The organism is Kocuria sp. KD4, assembly GCF_011769905.1.
GTDB lineage: Bacteria > Actinomycetota > Actinomycetes > Actinomycetales > Micrococcaceae > Kocuria > Kocuria marina.
On the sequence record NZ_CP050449.1, the window covers coordinates 2,509,569 to 2,530,838 of the forward strand.

21 protein-coding genes, 1 rRNA gene and 1 riboswitch are annotated in these 21,270 nt (G+C 69.6%); of the genes, 6 read left to right on the forward strand and 16 right to left on the reverse strand.

The annotated features are described in order from the left end of the window. Positions 1-273 precede the first annotated feature (273 nt). Positions 274-1,251, forward strand: a complete 978-nt coding sequence (locus HBK84_RS11205) for an LLM class flavin-dependent oxidoreductase (RefSeq protein WP_167318921.1) — start codon at positions 274-276, stop codon at positions 1,249-1,251. A gap of 125 nt (positions 1,252-1,376) precedes the next feature. Here HBK84_RS11205 and HBK84_RS11210 read toward each other — a convergent pair whose 3' ends face one another. The 12 genes from HBK84_RS11210 to HBK84_RS11265 all read right to left on the reverse strand — a co-directional run bounded on the left by HBK84_RS11210 (position 1,377) and on the right by HBK84_RS11265 (position 11,545). Beyond that, entirely contained in the window at positions 1,377-2,192 is an 816-nt protein-coding gene (locus HBK84_RS11210) for an alpha/beta fold hydrolase (RefSeq protein WP_167318922.1), read from the reverse strand. 140 nt (positions 2,193-2,332) lie between these two features. Continuing rightward, entirely contained in the window at positions 2,333-3,088 is a 756-nt protein-coding gene (locus HBK84_RS11215) for a hypothetical protein (RefSeq protein WP_167318923.1), read from the reverse strand. Next, entirely contained in the window at positions 3,088-4,023 is a 936-nt protein-coding gene (locus HBK84_RS11220) for an ABC transporter ATP-binding protein (RefSeq protein WP_240918994.1), read from the reverse strand. Before HBK84_RS11220 ends, HBK84_RS11215 begins: the two co-directional genes overlap by 1 nt. After that, on the reverse strand, positions 4,020-4,382 hold the full coding sequence (locus tag HBK84_RS11225) for a GntR family transcriptional regulator (protein WP_098053664.1): 363 nt from the start codon (positions 4,380-4,382) through the stop codon (positions 4,020-4,022). The genes HBK84_RS11220 and HBK84_RS11225 overlap by 4 nt, the downstream gene beginning before the upstream one ends. A 149-nt stretch (positions 4,383-4,531) precedes the next feature. Next, entirely contained in the window at positions 4,532-5,407 is an 876-nt protein-coding gene (locus HBK84_RS11230; protein WP_085106584.1) for a prenyltransferase, read from the reverse strand. Beyond that, entirely contained in the window at positions 5,397-5,816 is a 420-nt protein-coding gene (locus HBK84_RS11235; RefSeq protein WP_167318924.1) for a lycopene cyclase domain-containing protein, read from the reverse strand. The genes HBK84_RS11230 and HBK84_RS11235 overlap by 11 nt, the downstream gene beginning before the upstream one ends. Then, positions 5,813-6,178: a lycopene cyclase domain-containing protein gene (locus tag HBK84_RS11240; RefSeq protein WP_085106586.1), complete on the reverse strand. Its 366-nt coding sequence runs from the start codon at positions 6,176-6,178 to the stop codon at positions 5,813-5,815. Before HBK84_RS11240 ends, HBK84_RS11235 begins: the two co-directional genes overlap by 4 nt. Further along, entirely contained in the window at positions 6,178-7,806 is a 1,629-nt protein-coding gene (gene crtI, locus HBK84_RS11245; RefSeq protein WP_035964988.1) for a phytoene desaturase family protein, read from the reverse strand. The genes HBK84_RS11240 and crtI overlap by 1 nt, the downstream gene beginning before the upstream one ends. Beyond that, positions 7,803-8,702 carry a phytoene/squalene synthase family protein gene (locus tag HBK84_RS11250; RefSeq protein WP_098053666.1) on the reverse strand — a complete coding sequence of 300 codons (900 nt, stop codon included), beginning with the start codon at positions 8,700-8,702 and terminating at the stop codon, positions 7,803-7,805. Before HBK84_RS11250 ends, crtI begins: the two co-directional genes overlap by 4 nt. A gap of 11 nt (positions 8,703-8,713) precedes the next feature. Beyond that, positions 8,714-10,000, reverse strand: coding sequence for a polyprenyl synthetase family protein (locus HBK84_RS11255; protein ID WP_240918995.1), 1,287 nt, complete (start codon positions 9,998-10,000; stop codon positions 8,714-8,716). Further along, on the reverse strand, positions 9,997-10,503 hold the full coding sequence (locus HBK84_RS11260; protein WP_167318925.1) for a MarR family winged helix-turn-helix transcriptional regulator: 507 nt from the start codon (positions 10,501-10,503) through the stop codon (positions 9,997-9,999). Before HBK84_RS11260 ends, HBK84_RS11255 begins: the two co-directional genes overlap by 4 nt. 172 nt (positions 10,504-10,675) lie before the next feature. After that, the gene (locus HBK84_RS11265; RefSeq protein ID WP_167318926.1) at positions 10,676-11,545 is read right to left on the reverse strand and encodes a fructosamine kinase family protein; all 870 of its coding nucleotides are present in this window, start codon (positions 11,543-11,545) and stop codon (positions 10,676-10,678) included. A 48-nt stretch (positions 11,546-11,593) separates the two neighbouring features. Here HBK84_RS11265 and HBK84_RS12710 point away from each other — a divergent pair, with 48 nt between their 5' ends. Then, entirely contained in the window at positions 11,594-12,382 is a 789-nt protein-coding gene (locus HBK84_RS12710; RefSeq protein ID WP_206069155.1) for a thermonuclease family protein, read from the forward strand. Between the two features lie 123 nt (positions 12,383-12,505). On the opposite strand, the gene HBK84_RS11275 is transcribed toward HBK84_RS12710, so the two are convergent. Next, entirely contained in the window at positions 12,506-12,658 is a 153-nt protein-coding gene (locus HBK84_RS11275; protein ID WP_167318927.1) for a hypothetical protein, read from the reverse strand. Between the two features lie 166 nt (positions 12,659-12,824). Continuing rightward, positions 12,825-12,941: riboswitch (SAM riboswitch) on the forward strand. Positions 12,942-12,985: 44 nt separating this feature from the next. Here HBK84_RS11275 and HBK84_RS11280 point away from each other — a divergent pair. The 4 genes from HBK84_RS11280 (at position 12,986) to HBK84_RS11295 (ending at position 19,266) form a co-directional block, all read left to right on the forward strand. Next, positions 12,986-13,975: a methylenetetrahydrofolate reductase gene (locus HBK84_RS11280; RefSeq protein ID WP_035964997.1), complete on the forward strand. Its 990-nt coding sequence runs from the start codon at positions 12,986-12,988 to the stop codon at positions 13,973-13,975. A gap of 197 nt (positions 13,976-14,172) precedes the next feature. Continuing rightward, positions 14,173-16,662: a 5-methyltetrahydropteroyltriglutamate--homocysteine S-methyltransferase gene (gene metE / locus HBK84_RS11285; protein ID WP_167318928.1), complete on the forward strand. Its 2,490-nt coding sequence runs from the start codon at positions 14,173-14,175 to the stop codon at positions 16,660-16,662. 74 nt (positions 16,663-16,736) lie between these two features. After that, complete coding sequence (locus HBK84_RS11290) at positions 16,737-18,044, forward strand: aminotransferase class I/II-fold pyridoxal phosphate-dependent enzyme (RefSeq protein ID WP_144931683.1); 1,308 nt, start codon at positions 16,737-16,739, stop codon at positions 18,042-18,044. A gap of 31 nt (positions 18,045-18,075) precedes the next feature. Next, on the forward strand, positions 18,076-19,266 hold the full coding sequence (locus tag HBK84_RS11295) for a cystathionine gamma-synthase (RefSeq protein ID WP_167318929.1): 1,191 nt from the start codon (positions 18,076-18,078) through the stop codon (positions 19,264-19,266). A 236-nt stretch (positions 19,267-19,502) separates the two neighbouring features. Here the strand turns inward: HBK84_RS11295 and HBK84_RS11300 are convergent, their stop codons facing one another. The 3 genes from HBK84_RS11300 to rrf all read right to left on the reverse strand — a co-directional run bounded on the left by HBK84_RS11300 (position 19,503) and on the right by rrf (position 21,215). Continuing rightward, positions 19,503-19,742, reverse strand: a complete 240-nt coding sequence (locus HBK84_RS11300; RefSeq protein ID WP_159450032.1) for a VOC family protein — start codon at positions 19,740-19,742, stop codon at positions 19,503-19,505. A gap of 52 nt (positions 19,743-19,794) precedes the next feature. Continuing rightward, positions 19,795-20,985 carry an FAD/NAD(P)-binding oxidoreductase gene (locus HBK84_RS11305; protein WP_167318930.1) on the reverse strand — a complete coding sequence of 397 codons (1,191 nt, stop codon included), beginning with the start codon at positions 20,983-20,985 and terminating at the stop codon, positions 19,795-19,797. Between the two features lie 113 nt (positions 20,986-21,098). After that, positions 21,099-21,215: ribosomal RNA gene (gene rrf, locus HBK84_RS11310) — 5S ribosomal RNA — on the reverse strand. Positions 21,216-21,270: the final 55 nt, after the last annotated feature.

Here is a 21,270-nt window from a genome sequence, read left to right on the forward strand (position 1 = left end):
GCTTATGACCGACCCCCGACACCCACAACGCGCGCCGCCAGGCGCCGGCTGGGACGATCCGAGCAGGGCGCCCCGAGAACTGAACCGGCAAGTCCGGGTCCGGTGGTGGCCCCGAGTCTGCCGGTAGGCGCTCCCTCATCCCGCTCCCCCGCTCATCCCCTCCCACCCCGAGCAACCCGTTCAGCACACCCGGGAGAGCAGCGGCCCGCGGAATATCGGGCCCCGTGAGCCCGTTATTCCTACAGCAAGTTTTCTCTGGAAAGGGTTTCATTCATGGCACTGCCCCTATCGGTCATCGACTTCGCCACCGTGCGCGAGAACCAATCGGTGGGTGAGAGTTTCGCGGATTCCGTGACCCTTGCCCGGCACGCGGAGCGGTTGGGATACACGCGGGTCTGGTACGCGGAGCACCACAACATGCCCACGATCGCGTCCTCCGCACCGGCAGTGTTGATCGCTCACGTGGCCGCGCACACGGAACGCATCCGGCTCGGTTCGGGCGGCGTCATGCTGCCCAATCACTCCCCGCTCACGATCGCGGAACAGTTCGGCACCCTCGCGGAGCTGCATCCCGGCCGGATCGACCTGGGGCTCGGCCGCGCCCCGGGGACGGATCCGCGCACGCTGCGCGCACTGCGTCGTTCCCCCGAATCCGCCGAGAGCTTCCCCCAGGACGTCAAGGAACTGCGGGGCTACCTGACCGGCAACTCACTCATCCCGGGCGTGCAGGCGATGCCGGGTGCGGGGACCGACGTGCCGCTGACGATCCTGGGCTCGTCCCTGTTCGGGGCCCAGTTGGCCGCGGCCTACGGGCTGCCCTATGCTTTCGCATCGCACTTCGCGCCGGACGCCCTCGTGGACGCCGTGGCCGCTTATCGATCCCAGTTCCAGCCGTCCGAACAGCTCGCGGAGCCGTACGTGATCGCCGCGGTGAACGTGATCATTTCCGAGGACGCGCAGGACGCCGCCCGTCAGCTGGAAGCGACCCAGCGCTCCCGGGTCAAGGCCATGGTGGGCCGCGGCCGGGATTTCACGGACGAGGAGATGGACATGGTCATGGCCTCCCCCGCCGCCGCCCAGATCCTGCACATGATCAGTTACACCGGCGCGGGCACCCCGGACACCGTGGTGGACTACCTGCACCGGTTCGCAGAACACGCTGATGCGGACGAGCTGATGATCTCCCCCACCGCCACGCGTCAACCGGACGTCCTCACAGCCATGGAGTTGCTCGCCGACAACTGGAACTGAGCGCCGGGCATCCCCGGGTACATCCATGCCCCGATAAAGCACCCGGATCGCGATTCCGAGGCATTATCGGGACTCAGATGTTCGCCCGCCATTCCGCCCGTGAGCGGCACCCGCGAGCCGCCCGATCAGACGAGGCGCGAGAGGAAGGCACCCAGAGCGGCGTCGTACTCCGAGGGGTTCTCCATGTTGGGCGTGTGCCCGCTCGCGGGGACCACCGCGAGCTCACCGTGGCGCAGCAGCTCGCTCATGGCCTGGCCCGCGCCGTTGTCGAACGCGTCCGAGTCCCCCACGATCACGAGCGCGGGCTTCTCCCACGCGCGCAGCGTCTCGGTGAAGTCGTTGCGTTCGGCGCGCCCGCGCATGGCCGCGGTGGAGCCCTCGAGCGGGGCGGTCCGGATCATCTCACGCACGCGCTCGGAGACCTCCGGCAGCCGCTCCACGTTCTCCTCCGCGATCATCTTGGACAGCACGTTCTGCGCGTAGGTCTCCATGCCGTCCCGCACGATCCCGTCCGCCGCCACATGACGACGACGCCGCCCCGCCGCGTCCTCGGACGTGGGCACCGTGTCGTTGATGATCAGCGCGCTCACCCGTTCGGGGTACGACGCGGCGATCTGCATGGCCACCTGCCCGGACATCGAGAAGCCCAACAGGATCACGGTCTCCAGGCCGAGCTCGTCCAGCAGCGCGACGATGTCCGCGGCGAACTCCTCGGTGTACACGATCCCCTCGGTGACCTGGGACTCGCCGAACCCGCGCAGGTCCGGGGCGATCACGCGCCAACCCTGCTCCGCGAGAGTCGTGACCTGCCCGTCCCACATGGAGCGGTCGTACGCGTGGCCGTGCAGCAGCACGACGGACTCGCCCCGGCCCTCGTCCGTGTAGGCCAGCTCGGTGTCGTTGACGTGGGCGGTGTGCGTGGTGAATGTCGATCGGCTCATGGGGCCATGATGTCAGGTGGGGTGGGCCCGGGAGCGGGTGATGTCAGGGATGCAGTCCACGCACCGCCCGCACGACACGCCCCGCACACGACGACGTCGCCCACCCCCGGGAAGGGAGCGAGCGGCGTCGTACCGGGAGCTCAGATCTCCGCGTACCGCACCACCGCGCGGCTCGCGAGACCGGCGATCAGCGTGACGACCACGAGACCGAGCGGGATGCCCCACCGTCCGAGCTCGCTCGCGAGATCCAACCACAAGTCCGGCCAGGCCACGATCGCGGCGAGCAGACCCAGTGCCACGAGCACCACGGCCACGATCGCGGCGAGCAGACCCAGTGCCACGAGCACCACGGCCACGATCGAGATCACGGTCCAGATCACCCCGGCCGCGCGGTAGATCCCGCCGAAACTCATGCCCGCGAAGAGGCTCATGAGACTCAGCAGGAACAATGTCACGGCCACGATTAGGGGGTTGCCGTCACCCAGGGCGTGAATGGTGAGGAAACTGATCCCCAGCCCGAACCCGGTCGCGGCCTCCGCGGCCAGAATCACGAGACCCACGACCGCGACCACCAGGGACGTGATCATGAAACCCATGGCCGTGCCCGCCCAGAAGTTCCGGCGGGTGCTGCCGAACGCGAGCGCGCCGGCGAAACCCCGGTTGGCGGTCAGCGCGCCGTGGGAGATCAGGAAGCCCGGGAGGGCCCAGAACACGGCCAGGTTGGCTTGGAATCCGTCCTGGACCGGCTGCGGTAGGGGCAGACCGGTGCGGATGCCGATGATCAGCCCGATCACGACCGTGAGGATCGCGACCAGGACCAGGATGGCCGGGGCCACCACGAAGGAGTTGAGTCGGTTGGTCAGGTACAGCGCGAGGTTCCGGCGGGCGTACTGCATCACACACTCATTTCTGCGTCGTCGGTGCCGCGCATGCCCCGCGCGGCCACGAGTTCCTGCAAGGTGACGGGTTCCACCGAGACATTGGCGGCGTCCGCGCGGCGCCGGTCCTCGGCGGTCGCGGTGCCGTCCACGGTGACGGAGAGGATGTTGCCGAGTCGGTACTCGCGCAGGACCCTGCGAGCGCCCACGACGTCCCGGACCACGGGTTCGAGTCCGCGCAGCACGAACGCGCTGTCCCGGGCGTCGTCGATGTCCGCGTCCACCGTGACCCGGCCGTCCTCGATCATGACCACGTTCTCGAGCAGGTCGGACACCTCGTCGATCAGGTGCGTGGAGAGGATCACGGTGCGCGGGTGCTCGGCCATGGCGCGGGCGAACTCCTCGTAGAACAGGGCGCGGTGCCCGGGGTCGAGCCCCAGGTACGGCTCGTCCATGAAGGTGTACGGCGCCCGCGCGGCCAGCGAGATGACGATCGCCAGCGCGCTACGCTGCCCGCGGGAGAGCTTGGTGGTGCGCGTGCTCATCGGCAGCTTGAACCGGGGCGCCAGGCGCTCGGCCAGGTCGGTGTCCCACGTGGGGTAGAACGTGGGCAGGATGCGCAGCAGGGAGGCCGGGGTGTCGTCGTCGTGGAACTTCTGGTCCTCGTGGACGAAGCACGTGCGTTCGAGCAACCGCGCGTTCTCCCGCGGATCCTCACCGTCGATCAGCACCTCACCGGAGCTGCGGAACGTGTGATTGAGGATCACGGACATCAGCGTGGTCTTACCCACGCCGTTGGCCCCGAGCAGCCCGTGCACCCGATCGGGCGCGAAATCCACGGTGATGTCCCGCAGCACGTGTTTCTTGCCGAAGGACTTGTTCAGGTTCCTGATCCGGATCCCCTGCCCCGGCACGCTCTCACGGTGATCCGTGTGTCGTACGGGAGAACTCATGGCGAGACCTTTCTGATGAGTGCGACCATGTCGTCGAGTGTGAGTCCGAGCCTCCGGGCCTCGGCCACGGCGGGTTGGATGAAGTCTTCATGGAACGCCTCCCGGCGCTGCGCTCGCAGGATGTCCGGGCCATCCGCGGCCACGAACGTCCCGATCCCACGACGCCGCTCCAAGACTCCCTGATCCACCAAACGTCCCAGCGCTTTCCCCGCCGTCGCGGGGTTGATGCGGTAGAACGCGGCGAGTTCGTTGGTGGATGGCACCGCGGAATCCACCGGGTAGTTGCCCTGGAGGATGTCGTCCGCGATCTGATCGGCCAGGACCATGAAGATCGGGCGACCGTCTTGTTTGGGTGTCATGGAGAACTTCCAGCTCCTTGGTTTATTACTCTACTAATGAACCACATAACCGGCGAGGCGGTCAAGGGTTCACGGATCGGATCAGGACGAGAACGACGACGCCGCCCGCCCCCGTGAGGGGACGAGCGGCGTCGAGCGACCGGCCGGGGTCAGACCGGGCGCACCGCGGCCCACCAGATGAGCAGCATGGTCACCAGGAAACCGGTGAGGTAGTTCAACCACAGGAAGGTCTTCCATCCCGCGTTGGCCCGCCCGGAATCGGTGTCCGTGACACCGCTGAAGCGCAGCACGTTGAGCAGGTACGGCACCGCGAGCAGTGCGGCGAGCTGGCCTGGCCACTCGGTGAACATCATGAGCCCACCCGCCAGGGCGTACAGCAGCGCGGCCACCCACACGGTGGGCCGGGCCCCGAGCACCGTGGCCACGGACGCGAGTCCGCCCTCCCGGTCCGGGACCACGTCCTGGACCGCGCCGAACATCTGGGAGGCCATGCCCCACAGGAAGAACCCGATGAGCAGCGCCCACAGTCCCGGTGTGAACGTGGCGCCCGCCAGCGTCAGGCCGTAGACCGCGGGCGAGACGAAGTGGGTGGCACTCGTCATCGCGTCCACGAACGGGCGTTCCTTGAACCGCAGCCCGGCCCACGAGTACGCCACCACGGCGAACAGCGAGACCGCGAGTACCGCGATGGACACCCAGTTGCCCGTGGCCACCGCGTAGCCCAGGAGCACCAGGACGAAGGGCACCGGGACCAGGCACGAGGCCAGCAACACGGGGCGTTGCGCGGCACGGTCCACCACGGCACCCTCCACGCCGCCCTTGCGGGGATTGCGCAGATCGGACTCGTAGTCGAAGACGTCGTTGATGCCGTACATGGCCAGGTTGTAGGGCACCAGGAAGAACACCGTGCCGAGCACCACGAGCCACCACGGGATGCCCCTGGTCAGCAGCACCGCCGCGGTGAACGGGTACGCGGTGTTCACCCAGCTCAGGGGGCGCGAGGCCCAGAAGAGCTTACTCAGCACGGACTCCCCTTTCCTCAGCCTCCGGCGTTCGGGCACCGCGAGCGCCGCGTCCGTCGTGCGACCCGCGTCCGTCGCCGGCACGACGTTCTTCACGGGCACCGCGTTCTTGGCGGACACCACCGAGCAACAACCACAGCGCCGGCAGCAGGAGCACCCCCGCGAACGGGTACGCGAAGTCCTCGAGCGGGGCCAGTCCGATCTGCACGCCGGAGATGTTGTGCTCCGTGTAGGTCATGATCCCGGCGGCGATCATGAGGTTGTCGAAGATCGCGGTGAGCACCCCGAGCAGCACGAAGGACGCCACCAGGGATCCCCAGAACAGCCCCCGCGGCCGCCGCACGAGCACGGCCACGAGCAGCACCACCGCCGAGATGCCCAAGAAGATGAAGTTCACGCTCCAGTACGTCACGCTCCGTGACCTCCTCGCAGTTCGGACGACGCCGCCGCGGTGCCCCGCCGGTCGCGCAGCCACCGCCACAGCACGGGTGCCCCGAGCACGTAGATCATGGTCTGGTAGCACAGGAATGCCAGGAAGAAGACCTCTTCGAGGGGCAGTTCGGGGGCCACCAAGATCCCCAGGGTCAGCGAGTTCTCGCCGTGCCAGAACAGCCCGTTGACGATCCCCACAACGTCCCACGCGAGGAAGAACAGGACCCCCACGACGAGCACGAGCCACGCCCGCAGTTTGTGCCCCGACCAGAAGTAGAGGTTCCACCGCCGGTCGATCAGCGCGTAGCACCCCAGGAACACGAGCAGCATGAGCAAATACATCAGGACACCCCGCTGTCCTCGCGGATGGCGTCCCACACCACCTGGGATGAGATCAAGCACATGGGCACGCCGATCCCCGGGCGCACCGAGGACCCTGCGTAGAACAGGCCCCGGATCCCGGGATCGGTCACACCGGGGCGCAGCATCGCTGACTGACCGAGCGTGTGACCGGGGCCCAGGAGGGAACCGCGCCACGCGTTGAACTGGGCGACGAAGTCCCCCGGCCCGTACGTGCGCCGCACCACGACCCGGGACTCGAGATCCGGGATCTTCGCCCAGCGGGCCAGTTGCGCCACGGCCGCGTCCGCGACCCGCTCGACCTGTTCCGAACCCGGTTCGTGGCGTTCCGGCGTGCTGATCCCGCCGCGACCCCACTCGGGGACGGCCGGTGCGGGCACCAGGATGAAGAGGTTCTCGTCCCCCTCGGGCGCAGTGGCGGGGTCCGTGGCCGACGTCATGGACACGTAGATCGAGGTCTCCTCCGCGAGCTCCCGCCCGGTACCGATGCGCGCGAAGTTGTCGTCCCAGTCCGCCGTGAACAGCAGGTTGTGGTGGGCCAATTGCGGCAATTTCCCCCGCACGCCCAGGCACACGAGCACCCCGGACGGCCCCGGGTCCCGGCGCTTCCACCGCGATTCCGGGGCCCGGTACCGCTCGGGCAGCAACCTGGTCTGGATGTGGTGCAGGTCCGTGGCACCCACCACGAGATCGGCGGGCACGGTGGTCTCCGCACCGTCGGCCGCCGTCCGCGGCGCATTCGAGGCCGATGACGTCGCACGGTAACGTACGCCGCGCACGGAGCCGGCCGAGCGACGTCGTGAACGGGCGGCAGCCACCTGGGAACGCACGGAGCGCGGTGCCCGCTCGACGTCGATCCCCGTGACGGTCGCCCCGGTCACGATCTCGACCCCGGCCGCGCGCACCAGCTCGGCCATCGCGTCCACGAGCGCGCTGAACCCACCCACGGGGTACTGCACTCCGTCCGTGAGATCGAGGTGACTCATGAGGTGGTACATGGCCGGAGCACTCGAGGGCGAGGCGCCCAGGAACACCGCGGGGTACCCCAGGATCTGGCGTTCCCGCGGATCGGTGAACCGCTGGTCGATGTAGCCCTTCATGGACCGGGTCAGCAGTGTGCCGAGCCGCGGGAGGTTCTTGAGCACCTGCGGGGTCATGAGCTCACGGGGGTGCGCGAAATCCGTGTAGAGAAAGTACTTCTTGGCGAGCTCGTAGACCTCCGCGCCGGAGTCCAGGTACATGCGCAGCGCACGGGAGGATCCCGGGTCCAGTTGCTCGAACAGTTCCTCTGCGTGCCCGCTGACCACGTCCGTCGGTGGCTCGTCCAGGTGCTCCTCGAAGAACGTGCGGTAGCCCGGGCTCAGGGTGCGCAGGTCCAGTTCTGCTGCGGCGCTGGAGCCCATGAGCCGGAACCACCGGTCGATGACCTCCGGCATGAGGTACCAGCTGGGGCCGGTGTCGAACGAGAAGCCCTCCGCGGACCATCGCCCGGAGCGCCCACCCAGGATGTCCTGTTGTTCCAGAAGGGTCACGCGGTGCCCGTCCTGGGCGAGCAGCCCCGCCGTGGCCAGGCCCGCGAAACCGCCGCCGATCACCACCGTCCGTGTCATCGTGTCACCACCGAATCCGAGAGGGAGCGCGCCGCGATCCGCAGCTTCACCGCGGTGGGCACGCTGATGCGTTGTCTGGTCAGTTCCCGCGCGGGGACGCGTTCGATCCGCCGGGACAGTTCCGCGAACAGTCCGTGCGCAATCAGGACTGCCCGGCGAGCGCGCCGGTCCAGGGCCAGGATCCCGGGCATCGCGGCGTCGAGATCCGCATTGAGGTCCGCGAGCAGCTGCGCCTTCTGGGTCTCGTCCAAGTGGGCGGGGTCCGCGCCCGGGAAATACGTGCGACCGAGCTGGTCGTGGTCCGCCCCGAGGTCACGCAGGAAATTCACCTTCTGGAAGGCCGCTCCCAGCCGACGGGCCGTGGCCCGCAGCATGTCCCGCTGCTCAGGGGTGTCCGCCCGTGTGCCGGGCATGTCCATGAACACCTCGAGGCACATGAGTCCCACGACCTCCGCGGAACCGTAGATGTACGACTCGAGCGACGCGCCGTCGTGCTCGGCCACGTCCAGGTCGGCGCGCATGGACGCGAAGAACGGTTCGGTCAGCTCCCGCCCGAAACCGTGACGGCGGGCGACGTCCGCGAAGCCGTGGATCACCAGGTCCGTGGCGAATCCCGTGGCCAGGGCCGAGTTCACAGCCGCTTCGTACCCGTCCAGGGCGGTGCGCACGCGGGCGGCTTCGAGGCCCGCGGCGCCCGCGGTGCCGTCCACGACCTCATCCGCGACGCGTACAAGCGCGTAGATCCCCGCAATGTCCCGGCGCACGGCGGGCGGCAGAGTGCGGCACGCCAGCGAGAAGGAGGTGGAGTACCGGCCGATGACCGACCCGGAGGCCGCGAGGGCCGTGGCGGTATACAGGCGAAGCGACGAGAGGGGCGGCGCGTCCGAATCCGGCATGGGGGTCCTCACTACGAGTGTCTGTTCAGGACGTGGTGGCACAGCGCGACGAGCTGATCGCGCTGCGCCGCGGGCAGGGGCAGTTCGTCCAGGGTGGTCCGGGCGCGGTCCACGAGATCCGTGGCCAGTTCCACGGCCACGTCCTTGGCGCCGGAGGCCGTGAGCGCTTCCCGCGCGTGATGCACCGTGGTGCGTTCCGCCGCGAGGTCCCTGAGGACCCGGCGGACCGTGGGTACCCCCATCCCGTGGGCAGTGAGCACGGTGGCCTTGCCCGAACGTAGATCCGCGTCCACCGATTTGCCGGTCAGTCCCGGGTCACCGAACGTCCCCAGGACGTCATCCACCACCTGGTACCCCACGCCCAGCATGGCGCCGGCCTGGGCCAGCCGCTCCGCGACGTCCGCGGGAGCACCCGCGAGCAGTGCGCCGGCCCGCAGCGGGGCCTCGAACGAATACGTGGCGGTCTTGAGCCGCTCCATGTCCAGGATGTCCTGCACCCCGGGGTGCTCGGCGCCGAAGCGATGCAGGGACAACAGCACGTCATCCAGCTCCCCGGCCGCGGAGGCGGTCACGGCGTCGAACACCACGTCCGCCACGGCGCGACACCGCGCGAGGTCCGATGCGCACGTGGTCGCGAGCCGCAGTGCCCCCGCCAACAACAGGTCCCCCGCGAGGATCGCCGCCGAGGCCCCCGCGTGTTCCGCTTCGTGCTCGGGTGCGCCGGCGCGGGCCGCGTCACGGCGGAACAGCTCTCCCACCGTGGGCATGCCCCGGCGCAGCCAGTCGCGGTCCACCACGTCGTCGTGGACCAGCAGGGCCGCGTGCAGCATCTCGAACGACGCCGCCAGGCGCACGCACTCGGGGTCCGGCACCTCTGTCTCCCGGTCGCCCGCCGTGTGGTTCCCGTCTCCGGCCGCATCGCGCACACCCGGCGTCTCCTCGGCATCCCCGGCGTCCGGCGCGACGAGCGGGTCAGGCGCGCTCGATCCATCCCCCGCGCCCCCGGCGAAGGAGGACCACGCGATCCAAGTCAGTCGCGGCCGGATGAGCTTGCCGCCCACCATGTGCTCGCGCACCCGCTCCCACAGCACCCCGAAACCCGGGCTCGTGGGAACTCGATTCGCGGGGGCCGCGAAGAACGCGTCCAGCTCTTCCCCCACGGCGGTGCGGAAACGGCACCAGGCGGCGTCGTCGACGGGGGCGACACTCGGGGAGGCCCCAGGATCGGTAACGGACGGGATCCCGGGAGCCGCTCGGTGGGATTCACGGGACCGGGCGGTGCGTACGCGTTCGGTCATGACCCACCCGCCCCGGGATCGTCCTGGGACGCCTGGTCCGCGCGCCCGCGCAAGTCTTCCAAGTACTCCTCCAGACGGGACTCGGTACCTCTCAGGAACCGGAGGACGGCCTCACGCCCGGGCTCATCCAAGACGTCGAGCTCGTCCTCGACCATCCCGATTACCGGCACGACGTGCTCCCGGGTTCGCTCCCTGGACGAGGTCACCGCGCGCACAGTCATCCGGCGTCGATCCCCCTCCACGGGCTCCCGGACCACGTGACCCGCGCGCACCAGTCGGTCCACCACCGCGGTCGCGGAGGCCGTCGTGATGTGCAGCGCGTGAGCCAGTTCCGTGGGCCCCATGGAATGGACTATGAGCATGGCCATGGCCGCGTAATCGGTTCCCTTGAGCCCCAAGATGCGGCGGATCTCGTACGCGATCTCCGCGTTGAGCACGACCACCCGGCGCAGCGCACGCGACTGCGGGCTCACCGGCCCGTACCACGTTGCACTGCTCTCCATCGCGTCCCTCGCGTTGTGGATAACTAGACAATCTAGTAAACATCATGCTGCACGTGCGGGGGACGTGTCCAACCATGTCACGCGGGTGGAAAACGTTGTCCGCACCTGCCTTGTAGCAGTCATCGGCCGAGAACGCCCTGTCCTCAGCGGGTGATGGACGCGCCCCGTAGTGTCACATCAGACTGCGCAGGGCCCGCAGGACCGCCCCGCCGTAACCACCGTCGAACCTGATCGCATGCACCAGCAGCGGCGGCAACTGGTACCACGGCACCCGGTCGTGCCAGCCGTCCGCGAGGGGGTAGACGTCGTCGTACGCCGCGAAGCATTCCCGCCCGAAACCGCCGAAGAGCTGCATCATGGCCAGGTCGTACTCGCGGTGTCCGTAGAACGAGGACGGATCGATGAGCCAGTTCGTCCCGTTGCGATCCACCACGCGGTTGCCTGCCCACAGGTCACCGTGTAGCAGGCTCGGGGGCTCGGGAGGGCCCGCGAGTTCGTCCGCTCGCGGCGCCAAGCGCGCCAGCAGGTCCGACGCCGCGGGGTCCAGGTGTCCCGCGTCGATCGCCGCGCGCAGCAACGGCTCGATGCGGCGGTGTAACAGGAAGTCGGCCCAGTCGTCCGTGGGCGTGAGATCCACCGGGAACGAGCCGATGCGTTCCGGCAGCTCCGCCGAGAGCCACCCGACGTGCGGGGCTCGCGCGCGGTGGATGGCCGCGAGACCGGCCCCCATGCTGCGTTCCGTGGCACGGTCCTGCCGTCCGGGACCCTCGTCGATCCACTCGAGCACCAGGGCCTCATCGCCCACGTGATGCACCCTGGGCACCCGCACCTCGGCGGGGGCGACGGCGCGCAGCGCCTCGAGTCCCGCCGCCTCCAACGCCAACACACCCGCCGGGGCACCCGGCATGGTCTTGGCGAACAGGGGCCCGTCCGGGGTCTCGAGCCAGTAGGCGCGGGCGGTGTCCCCGCCGCTCAGGGGACGGGCATCGCTCACGCGCAGGTCCGCGACAATCTCACCGGGAAGCTCATCGATGGTGGCCATGCGTCTTGTCTACACCATGCCGCACTGCGCACCACCCCGGACGACTCGGTGGCCACAGTGGAACGCGTGGTGGACGGGGACACCCTGGACGCCACGATCGCGGGGAAGTCCACGCGGGTGCGGCTGCTGAACATCAATACCCCGGAGGTCGCGCGGGACGGTCAGCCCGGCGAGTGCCTCGCGGACGAGGCCACGGCCAAGCTTGAGGACCTACTGCCCAAGGGATCCACGATCCACCTGGAATACGACGTGGAACGCACGGACCGCTACGGCCGCACCCTCGCCCGAGTGACCCGCGACGACGACGGGTTGAACGTCAACCAGGCACTCGTCAAGGCGGGCCTGGCAACGCCCATGACCGTGGGCGCCAACAGCACGTACCGGCGAGAGATGGACAGCGCGTACAACGTGGCCCAGGCCATGCAGGTCGGTTTCTTCGACCCGAAGCAGGACTGCGCGCCGCCGGGGGAATCCGCATCCCCCGACACCACAACTTCGAGCACCGCGAGCCCGAGCGCGACGCCGAGTCCCACCCCGTCCTCCACGTCCACTCCCACGCCGACGCTCGAGGCGCCTCCCGCGGTCGTGGAGGACGAGGTCGCCGTGGGCGATCCGGCACCCCAACCCAATCCCGCTCCGCAACCGAACTACAACTACAACCCCGCCCCCGCGCAGCCCGCGGCACCTCAGCTACCGGCCGCGCCCCGGGTACCTGCTGCCCCGCAGCTGCCGGCGGCACCCCACGTGCCCCCGGCTCCCGAGAGTGATGGCGGCTATCCCGGTTACACCGGCCCCCGGTGCTACGAACCGGGAGGAAAGGTCTGGCACCCGTGCTGAGTCGCTGATGACACGCCAAGGCGCGCCCACCCGGACGGTTGACCGGGTGGGCGTCCCTGCTTTTCGCCACGCTTTCGTCACGCGGGTGCACCGGCGAGCCGCCGGATGCACGGCGGCCCGGACTCAGGGTTCGTGACGACCGGGGTTGGCGGTCGCGCTGCGCAAGGGGGACGGCGTCGTCGTCGGAGCGGGTGCCTGCGAGGACGCGGACCCGCCCGCGGCCGGCGCCGCGGCTATCGAGCGCGAGACCCAGTTCTCGGGTCCCAACTCGGGCATCTTCATGTCCTGCACGTCGTGGGGCAGGATGACCACGGCAGGGCCCAGGTGCCCCCGTGCGGTCCATTCAGCCCGCTTGGGAAGACGAGCGCGGCGGGAGGCCGGCGGTTCCGTCATCGTTCGTGGGCCTCGTCACGAGGCTGTGCTACGCTCGCTCGTAACAAAGGATCATGAGTCCCGGTGCGAAGCTCTGGCTAACCGGGCGGCAACCCTCCAGCTGTAGTGGGGTGCCCCAGATGAGGATCCGGCCGCCGCGCAACCGCGTGGTCGGCAAGTACGGCGCTCGGAGCTCATCCTCCGGCGTCCTAACGCCGGAGGATTTTTTATATGCCCGCACCCCTCGCAGCGTCAGAACCCGCGCCCGTGACTGGCCCGCCCACGGGGACGTCCTGGCTGGTCCGGCGCCCGCGCCGCTCCACGCTTGTCTCGTTCGAAGTGTTCCCGCCGCGGCCCACCGCGGACCCGGACACTGTGTGGCGCAACATCGACGCCATGGCCCAGGCCGGGCCGGATTTCTTCTCGGTCACCCACGGTCACGCCGGCCATCACGGCGTCTCCCGCGAGGCGCTGCGCCACCTGCGCCGCACGACCAAGACCCCGGTCATGGCGCACTTCACGTGCGGTGGCACGGACCGCGCGGGTCTCGAGCGCGCCGTGGACCAGTTGCTGGACGACGGCGTTCGCGACCTCCTCGCGCTGCGCGGCGACCCGCCCCTGGGTACCGGGGAATGGCGGACCCCAGCGGGTGGCCTGGGCCGGGCCTCCCAACTGGTGGAGCTGATCCGGGACGTCGAACGACGTCGCTTCGGCACCGGGTTCCGCCCGGGTCAGCGACCGCTGTCCGTGTCGGTGGCGTGCTACCCGTCCCCCGCGCGAGGCCGCGACTTCGAGGCGGATCTCGCGTCCCTGTGGGACAAGCAGGAGGCCGGCGCGGACTACGCGATCACGCAGGTGCTCTACGAACCCGAGGACTACGCCACGTTCCTGGAACGCGCGCGCTCGGAGGGCATCCACATCCCCGTGGTCGCCGGGCTCATGCCGCTGAGCAACCCTCAAAGGTTGCAGCGCATGACCGAGATCACCGGGGTCCGGGTCCCGGAACGCCTCACCCGGTTCCTGCGCGCCGACACTCCCGAGGAACTGCGCCACCGAGGGGTCGCGGCCACCCTGTCCCTGATCGACGACCTCATGGATCTGGGCTGCGCCGGTTTCCACCTGTACACGTTCAACCGCCCCGAGGCGGCGCTGACCATCCTGGAGCACCTGCGGGTCCGGGATGCCGCACGCGAATACCGAGGCCGCAGCCCCGCGGCCTGACCTCCGCACCAGCCCCGGCCGACCCGTGAACCGATCGTGTTGGCTTCGACCGCCACATCCGGGCAGGCCGAAAACCGTTCGTAGCGGCACCACCCACGCTGACGTTCCCCTTACCCCGCCGCGCCGGAGCACACCCGTTGCCGCGGCTCATCACACCCCCTAACCGCCATACCCCACACCAGCTCCGAGGAGTTCCCATGAGCACCCAGCCCGTCCCGTTCCCCGCCGCCACGATCCTGGGCTACCCCCGCATCGGCCCCGACCGCGAGCTCAAGCGCGCACTCGAGTCCTATTGGAAGGACCCGCAACAGCACCCCGCCACCACCGTGCTGGACACCCTCGCCCGGTTGCGTGAGCGCACCGCCACGCGATTGTCCGAACTCGGCCTCACCACGGATCACGCGGTGCCGTCCGAGGGGTTCGCGGTGGACCACGTCCTGGACACGTCCCTGGCGCTAGGCGCGGTTCCCGCGCGGTTCATCGCGGACGGCTACGAGCCCGCCGCCCCGGACACGCCCCGCGGGATCGAGCTGATCACGGCGTTGTCCCGCGGCACCGATCGGTTGGAGCCGCTCGAGATGACCAAGTGGTTCGACACCAACTACCACTACTACGTACCCGAGATCGGCCCGGACACCCCGTTGCGTGCGAACCCCGAGAGCCTCGTGTCCCGCTACCGGACCACCCTCGGGACCACCGGGATCACCACCCGCCCGGTCCTCGTGGGCCCCGTGAGCCTGCTCTTGCTCTCACGCCCCGAGACCACCGATGCCGTCGCAAGTCACCCCCTGCAGCGCCTCGACGACGTCGTGGCCGAATACGCCGCGATCCTGCGAGCCCTGGCTGAGGCCGGCGTCGAATGGGTGCAACTCGACGAGCCGGCCCTCGCCGCGGACGGGTGGAGCGTGGAACGCACCGAACTCGTGGCCGCCCTCGAGAGCGCCTACACCCAACTCTCGAACGAGCAACAGCGCCCCGCGATCCTCGTGACCGTGGGCTACGGCGATGCCGGCGAGGACGCCCAGCTCGCCCTGGCCCACACGAACATCGACGCCCTGGCCATCGACCTCGACCGCGGGGACGTCCCCGGCAAGAAGGCACTCGAGGCATGGGGCGAACGCCCCGTCGTGGGCGGCGTCGTGGGCGGACGCACCGTGTGGCGCACCGACCTCGCGCGCGCCGTCGAGACCCTGGACCGGCTGCGCGCCGCGGCCCGCGGGCCGGTGGCCGTGGGCACCGCGACGCCGCTGCTGCACGTCCCGCACGACGTCGCCCGCGAGACCGCACTGGATCCGGACGTCACCAGCTGGGTCGCGTTCGCGGACCAGAAGGTGACCGAGGTGGTCGGGCTCGCGCGCGGCGTCGAGCACGGCTGGGATGCCATCCGGGACACCCTGGACGAGGACGCCACGATCCGCGCGGCCCGCGCCGAGCACCCGGCAACTCACAAGGCCGAGATCCGCGAGCGCACCGCCGCGGTGCAGGACGCGGACCGCCAGCGCGCGGACGCCGAACAGCGCCGCGCTGCCCAGCGCGAACGTCTGCGCTTGCCCGTGCTGCCCACCACGACCATCGGATCCTTCCCGCAGACGCCGCAGATCCGCAAGACCCGGGCGGACCACCGCGCGGGGCGGATCACGGAGGCCGAGTACACGGACGCGATCCGCGCGGAGATCGCCCACACGGTGCGCGTCCAGGAGGAACTGGGGCTCGACGTCCTGGTGCACGGCGAACCCGAGCGCAACGACATGGTGCAGTACTTCGCGGAGGGCCTGGACGGTTTCGTGACCACGCAGCACGGCTGGGTGCAGTCCTATGGATCGCGCTGCACGCGCCCGTCGATCCTGTTCGGGGACGTCTCGCGCCCCGCGCCGATCACGGTGGACTGGACCTCGTACGCGGCGTCCCTGACCGAGCGCCCCGTCAAGGGCATGTTGACCGGGCCGGTCACGATCCTCGCGTGGTCCTTCGTGCGCGACGACGCTCCGGCCGCCGAGGTCGCCGACCAGGTCGCACTCGCCCTGCGGGACGAGATCGCGGATCTCGAGCGCGCGGGAACGCCCGTGATCCAGGTGGACGAGCCCGCGCTGCGCGAGCTGCTGCCGCTGCGGGCGGCCGAGCGCCCGGCGTACCTCGAGTGGTCCGTGGGGGCGTTCCGCCTGGCCACGGGCGGGGCGGCCACGGACACCCAGATCCACACCCACCTGTGCTATTCGGAGTTCGAGACCGTCCTGGACGCGATCGACGCCCTGGACGCGGACGTCACCACGCTCGAGGCGTCCCGCTCCGGTTCGGGCATCGTGACCGGGCTCGCGGCATCCGACTTCCCTCGGGACGTGGGTCCCGGCGTGTGGGACATCCACTCGCCCCGGGTCCCCACGTTCGAGGAGCTCGCGGGGCGCATCCGCCACGCGGCGCACGAGATCGGCGCCGAGCGCGTGTGGGTTAACCCCGACTGCGGGTTGAAGACCCGCGGCTGGCCCGAGACCGAGGCCGCACTGGACCGGCTGGTCGCCGCGACGGTCACCGTGCGCGCGGAACTCTCCGCCGACGACGCCGCTCGGACGGCCGGCGCGCCCGCAGGTGCACCGGCGAACGTGGACCCGAACGACGCGACGACCGTGTCCGGGAGCGTCACTGTCGCCGCGTCGTCGACCCCTGCCGCGGATACTCCGGCGCAGCGCTGATTCACCCGTAGGAAACGTCCACCCGGTGGCCGCCGCCGCGCGGCCACCGGGTGGACCGAGGAAGGAAGAAGACCATGACCGCAGCCACCCCCGCTCCGCTGGGCACGCCCATCGTCCGGCCCATCCACCACAGTGCCGCGTACGCGTTCGAGACCCTGGCCGACGCCCGCGAGGTCTTCGCCCAGCGCGCGAGCGGTTTCACCTACGCCCGCACGGGTAATCCGAACGTCGCGGCGCTCGAGGCCGAGGTCGCGCGGCTGGAGGGAGGGGAATGCGCGGTCGCGACGTCGTCGGGACAAGCCGCGGTGAGCCTCGCTTTGCTCACGCTGACCGGGCCCGCGAAGGACGCGCACGTCGTCGTCTCCTCGCGGATCTACGGCGGGACGGTGGACCTGCTCACGGACACCCTCGCGGACACGGGCCTGGAGGTCACGTTCGCGGATCCCCGCGAACCGCAGCAGTGGGAGGATGCCCTGCGCCCCGGCACGCGCGTGTTCTTCCTCGAATCCGTGGCCAATCCGCTCACGGAACTGCCTGAACTCGAGGCGATCGCGGAGATCGCGCACCGCAACGGTGTGGTCGTGATCGTGGACAACACCGTGGCCACGCCGCACCTCTACACTCCCGGGCGCCACGGTGCGGACCTCGTGGTGCACTCGGCCACCAAGTACCTCTCGGGACACGGCGGGCCCCTGGGCGGTGTGCTCGTAGACACCGGGTCCTTCGACCCCACCGAGGACCCCGAACGGTGGCCGTGGCTGACCCGCAAGCACCACCGCTGGGGGGACCGTTCCCCCGTGGAGGTCTTCGGTGCCCGGCGAGCGCTGCTGGGTGTGGCCCGGTGCAAGTACCTCAACGACCTGGGCCCGTGCATGGGCGCGACCACGGCCCACGAGATCCTGCAGGGCATCACGACCCTGGGTGTGCGCGTGGAACGCCAGTCCGCCACGGCGGAGCGACTCGCCCTCACCCTGGCCGAGCATCCCGCGGTGGAGCGTGTCCACCACCCCCGCTTCGGGGATCCGCGACAGCAACAGCTGCGGGAGACCGGAGGCTACCGCGGGGTGGGCGGCGTGTTCTCGATCGACCTCAAGGGAACCCCGGAACAGGTCGAGCATGCCGTGAACTCGCTGCGTCTGATCAAACTCGCGGCCAACATCGGTGACGTCCGTACCCTCGTGGCGCACCCCGCGAGCATGACCCACTGCCGCCTCACGCCCGAGCAGTTCCGCGCGAGCGGGATCACCGAGCGGACCCTGCGCGTGAGCGTGGGGCTCGAGGACGAAGCCGATCTCACGGCCGATCTCTTCCAGGCCCTGTCGGTCATCGCCCCCGCGCACGCACCGCAGCCCCGCTCGACGTCGACCACCGCGGCCCACTGAGCTGCCCGCACCCCCCGAAGGAGACCACCCCATGATCCGCACCGACACCCGCCTGCCCGGACTCGCCACGCGCGCCATCCACGACGGCCAACAGCCCGACCCGACCACCGGCGCCGTGGTCCCGCCCATTTACCAGACCTCCACGTTCGTCCAGGACGGCGTGAACCAGTTCCGCACCGGGGGCCACGAATACAGCCGCGGTTCCAATCCCACACGCAGCGGTTTCGAGGAACAGCTCGCCTCCCTCGAGCAGGGCACCCGGGCCTTCGCGTTCGCCTCCGGGATGGCTGCGGAGGACGCCTTGTTGCGCGCGGTCCTTGCCCCGGGGGATCACATCGTGCTCGCCTCGGACGTCTACGGCGGCACGTTCCGCCTCGTGGACCAGGTGCTGTCCAAGTGGGGTATCGAGCACGGCTTCGTGCCGTCCGCCTCCGCGTCCGACGCCGCGGAGACCGTCCTCCCCGGACGCACCAAGGTCCTGTGGCTCGAGACGCCGTCCAACCCGTTGTTGCGCGTCGCGGACATCGCCGCGTGGGCGCAGGTCGCCGACGACGCCGACGCCCTCCTCGTCGTGGACAACACCTTCGCGTCCCCCGCCCTGCAGAACCCGCTCGTGCTCGGCGCCCACGTGGTCGTGCATTCCACGACCAAGTACATCGGCGGGCACTCGGACGTGCTCGGCGGTGCCGTGGTCGTGGGTGACACCGAGTGGCGGGGTCAGCCGCTGTCCGAGCTCATCGGGTTCCAGCAGTTCGCCGGGGGCGCGGTGGCCGGCCCGTTCGACTCGTTCCTCGCGGCCCGGGGGTTGAAGACCCTCCCGCTGCGCATGGAACGGCACTGCTCGAATGCGCTGGAGGTAGCCCGCTTCCTGCGCTCACGCTCCGACGTCCTGGAGGTCAACTACCCCGGTCTCGAGGAACACCCGCAGCACGAGCTGGCTGCACAAACCCTCACCGGCGGATTCGGCGGCATCATCTCGTTCCGGCCCGCCGGGGGCATCGAGGCCGCCCACGCGTTCGTGCGCGAAACCGAGATCTACAACCTCTCGGTGAGCCTGGGGGGTGTAGAGTCCCTCGCGTGCGTGCCCCATAGCATGACCCACGGTTCCCGGGTGGGCACCCCGTACGAGGTTCCCGAGGATCTGGTGCGCCTGTCTGTGGGGATCGAGGACATCGAGGATCACCTGGCGGACCTGGACCGGGCGCTCGGCGCAGCCAGGTGAACCGGTCCTGACCCGGAAGAGGGACGCGTCGACCCGGACCCGGGACAGGTGCCCGTCGATCTTGGCACGGGACAGGGGACCGTCGATCTTGGCCCGGGCAGGTGGCCCCCGAGAATGCAGCCGTCGGCCACCTGCCCGGTGCAACTGACCGAAACGACCTGCGCAGGCCGCCCCAGAGGCAGACGCGCGGGATCCTCGGAGTCACTCCCCGCGCAGCCCCGCGATACTCAGCTTTTTCATCTCCAGCATGCGTTACCCGCGTTGATGAGGACCACGTGGTAGTCCCCGATCCGCAGATCCGCGGTGAGCAGTTCGCCGGCGAACGTCTGCTGGAAATCGGGCACCCCCTCCGACGGATACCGGGACGAACCGGCGAGCGTGCAGTCCGGCAGGGCGTTCCGGTAGAACGCGACTGCTTCCTCCGCGGCGCCCTGGCACCACACATGCGGGATGATCTTTTCTGCATGGGATCCCACCTCGGGGTCGGTGATCGGTGCGGGGTCGCTCCGGGCGGGGGAGCGCGAAGCGTCACTTACCCCGCAGGATGCGGTGCCAGTAGATCCAAGGAAGGCCCCAGCGGTCGAAGAGGAACGTGGACCTGCGTTCCTTCCGCGGGTCGAACACCTTGCTGCTGGGCTTGGGGGTGCCGTCCGCGGTGAACTCCGCCAGCACCAGCGTGCGGCGGGAGACGGTGAACGGACTCACGGTGTACCCGGAGTACCGGGCAGTGGCGGGCTGCCCGCGCATCGCGGACAGGACGTTCTGCGCGACGACCGGTGTCTGCTTCCGCAGCGCACCACCGGAACTGGAGCCCGGGGTGGCCGCGATGTCCCCGAGTGCCCAGACGTTCTCGTACTGACGATGACGCAGCGTCCCGGGATCCACGTCCACGAACCCGCGCGCTCCCTCGGTGGAAAGGCCGCAATCCACCACCCAGTCCGGGGCGATGTGCGGGGGCGTGAGGTGCAGGAAGTCGTACGAGATGTCCTCCGTGGCACCGTCGGATTCGATCGTGATCGCGCTCGTCCTCAAGTCCACCGACCGGACACGGGTACGCGTGCGTAGCTCGATCCCGTAATCGTCGACCGCCCGTTGTAGTTCATCGTCCACGACGGGGACGCCGAAGATCGTGTCTTCCGGGACGGTGAGGACCACCCGCATGTCGTCCAGGACACCGCGGCTGCGCCACAGATCGCACGCCATGTAGAGAATCTTCTGGGCGGCCCCCGCACACGGGCACGTGGTGTCGGGCATCGTGAACACAGCGGTCCCCGAGGTGGCGCCGTCCACGAGTCGCCACGTCTTCGGGGCGAGATCGAACAGATAGTTAGTGGACGCGTTCTCGGACAGGACGGCCTCAGCCGATCCCGGGATGAAGTCCCAGTCGGGACGCGAGCCGGCGGCGAGCACGAGCTGGTCGTAGCCGATCGTCGCGCCGCTGCCCAGGGTCACCGAGGAGAGTTCGGGATGGACCCGTGTCACGACGTCGCGCACCCAGGTGGATCCCTCCGGCATGACTTTGCTTTGCTCCCGCCGTGCATCGCCCAGGGTCGCCAGGCCGGCTCCCACGTAGGACAAGAGCGGGCGGTAGAAATGCTCCGAGCGGGGCTCAACGATCACGACGTCGCTCTCGCCCTTGCGATTCAGGCGCGAGGCCAGGGCGATCCCGCCATTGCCACCGCCCACCACGACGACGCGCGCTCGGTTCGGAGGCTTCACAGCTGCTTCAACGACCATAGCCCCAGACACTACAGCGTTCCGGCGTGTTAAATGGTGGGAGGCCGCGCCCCCTAAGGGGGTGCGGCCTCGACCACTTCTTTCTTTCATGTTAATCCCGGCGGTGTCTTACTCTCCCACACCCTTCCGAGTGCAGTACCATCAGCGCTGTGGGTCTTAGCTACCGGGTTCGGGATGGGACCGGGCGTTTCCCCCACGCTATAACCACCGGAAACCCTGCCACCAACCCCGTGCACGGTGACTACCAGCAACCATGCGTGGGGTGAT

Coding starts and splice junctions, on each gene's coding strand:
- HBK84_RS11205 (WP_167318921.1), top strand. CDS start 274: ATGGCACTGCCCCTATCGGTCATCGACTTCGCCACCGTGCGCGAGAAC.
- HBK84_RS11210 (WP_167318922.1), bottom strand. CDS start 2,192: ATGAGCCGATCGACATTCACCACGCACACCGCCCACGTCAACGACACC.
- HBK84_RS11215 (WP_167318923.1), bottom strand. CDS start 3,088: ATGCAGTACGCCCGCCGGAACCTCGCGCTGTACCTGACCAACCGACTC.
- HBK84_RS11220 (WP_240918994.1), bottom strand. CDS start 4,023: ATGAGTTCTCCCGTACGACACACGGATCACCGTGAGAGCGTGCCGGGG.
- HBK84_RS11225 (WP_098053664.1), bottom strand. CDS start 4,382: ATGACACCCAAACAAGACGGTCGCCCGATCTTCATGGTCCTGGCCGAT.
- HBK84_RS11240 (WP_085106586.1), bottom strand. CDS start 6,178: ATGTATTTGCTCATGCTGCTCGTGTTCCTGGGGTGCTACGCGCTGATC.
- crtI (WP_035964988.1), bottom strand. CDS start 7,806: ATGACACGGACGGTGGTGATCGGCGGCGGTTTCGCGGGCCTGGCCACG.
- HBK84_RS11250 (WP_098053666.1), bottom strand. CDS start 8,702: ATGCCGGATTCGGACGCGCCGCCCCTCTCGTCGCTTCGCCTGTATACC.
- HBK84_RS11255 (WP_240918995.1), bottom strand. CDS start 10,000: ATGACCGAACGCGTACGCACCGCCCGGTCCCGTGAATCCCACCGAGCG.
- HBK84_RS11260 (WP_167318925.1), bottom strand. CDS start 10,503: ATGGAGAGCAGTGCAACGTGGTACGGGCCGGTGAGCCCGCAGTCGCGT.
- HBK84_RS11265 (WP_167318926.1), bottom strand. CDS start 11,545: ATGGCCACCATCGATGAGCTTCCCGGTGAGATTGTCGCGGACCTGCGC.
- HBK84_RS11275 (WP_167318927.1), bottom strand. CDS start 12,658: ATGCCCGAGTTGGGACCCGAGAACTGGGTCTCGCGCTCGATAGCCGCG.
- HBK84_RS11280 (WP_035964997.1), top strand. CDS start 12,986: ATGCCCGCACCCCTCGCAGCGTCAGAACCCGCGCCCGTGACTGGCCCG.
- metE (WP_167318928.1), top strand. CDS start 14,173: ATGAGCACCCAGCCCGTCCCGTTCCCCGCCGCCACGATCCTGGGCTAC.
- HBK84_RS11290 (WP_144931683.1), top strand. CDS start 16,737: ATGACCGCAGCCACCCCCGCTCCGCTGGGCACGCCCATCGTCCGGCCC.
- HBK84_RS11295 (WP_167318929.1), top strand. CDS start 18,076: ATGATCCGCACCGACACCCGCCTGCCCGGACTCGCCACGCGCGCCATC.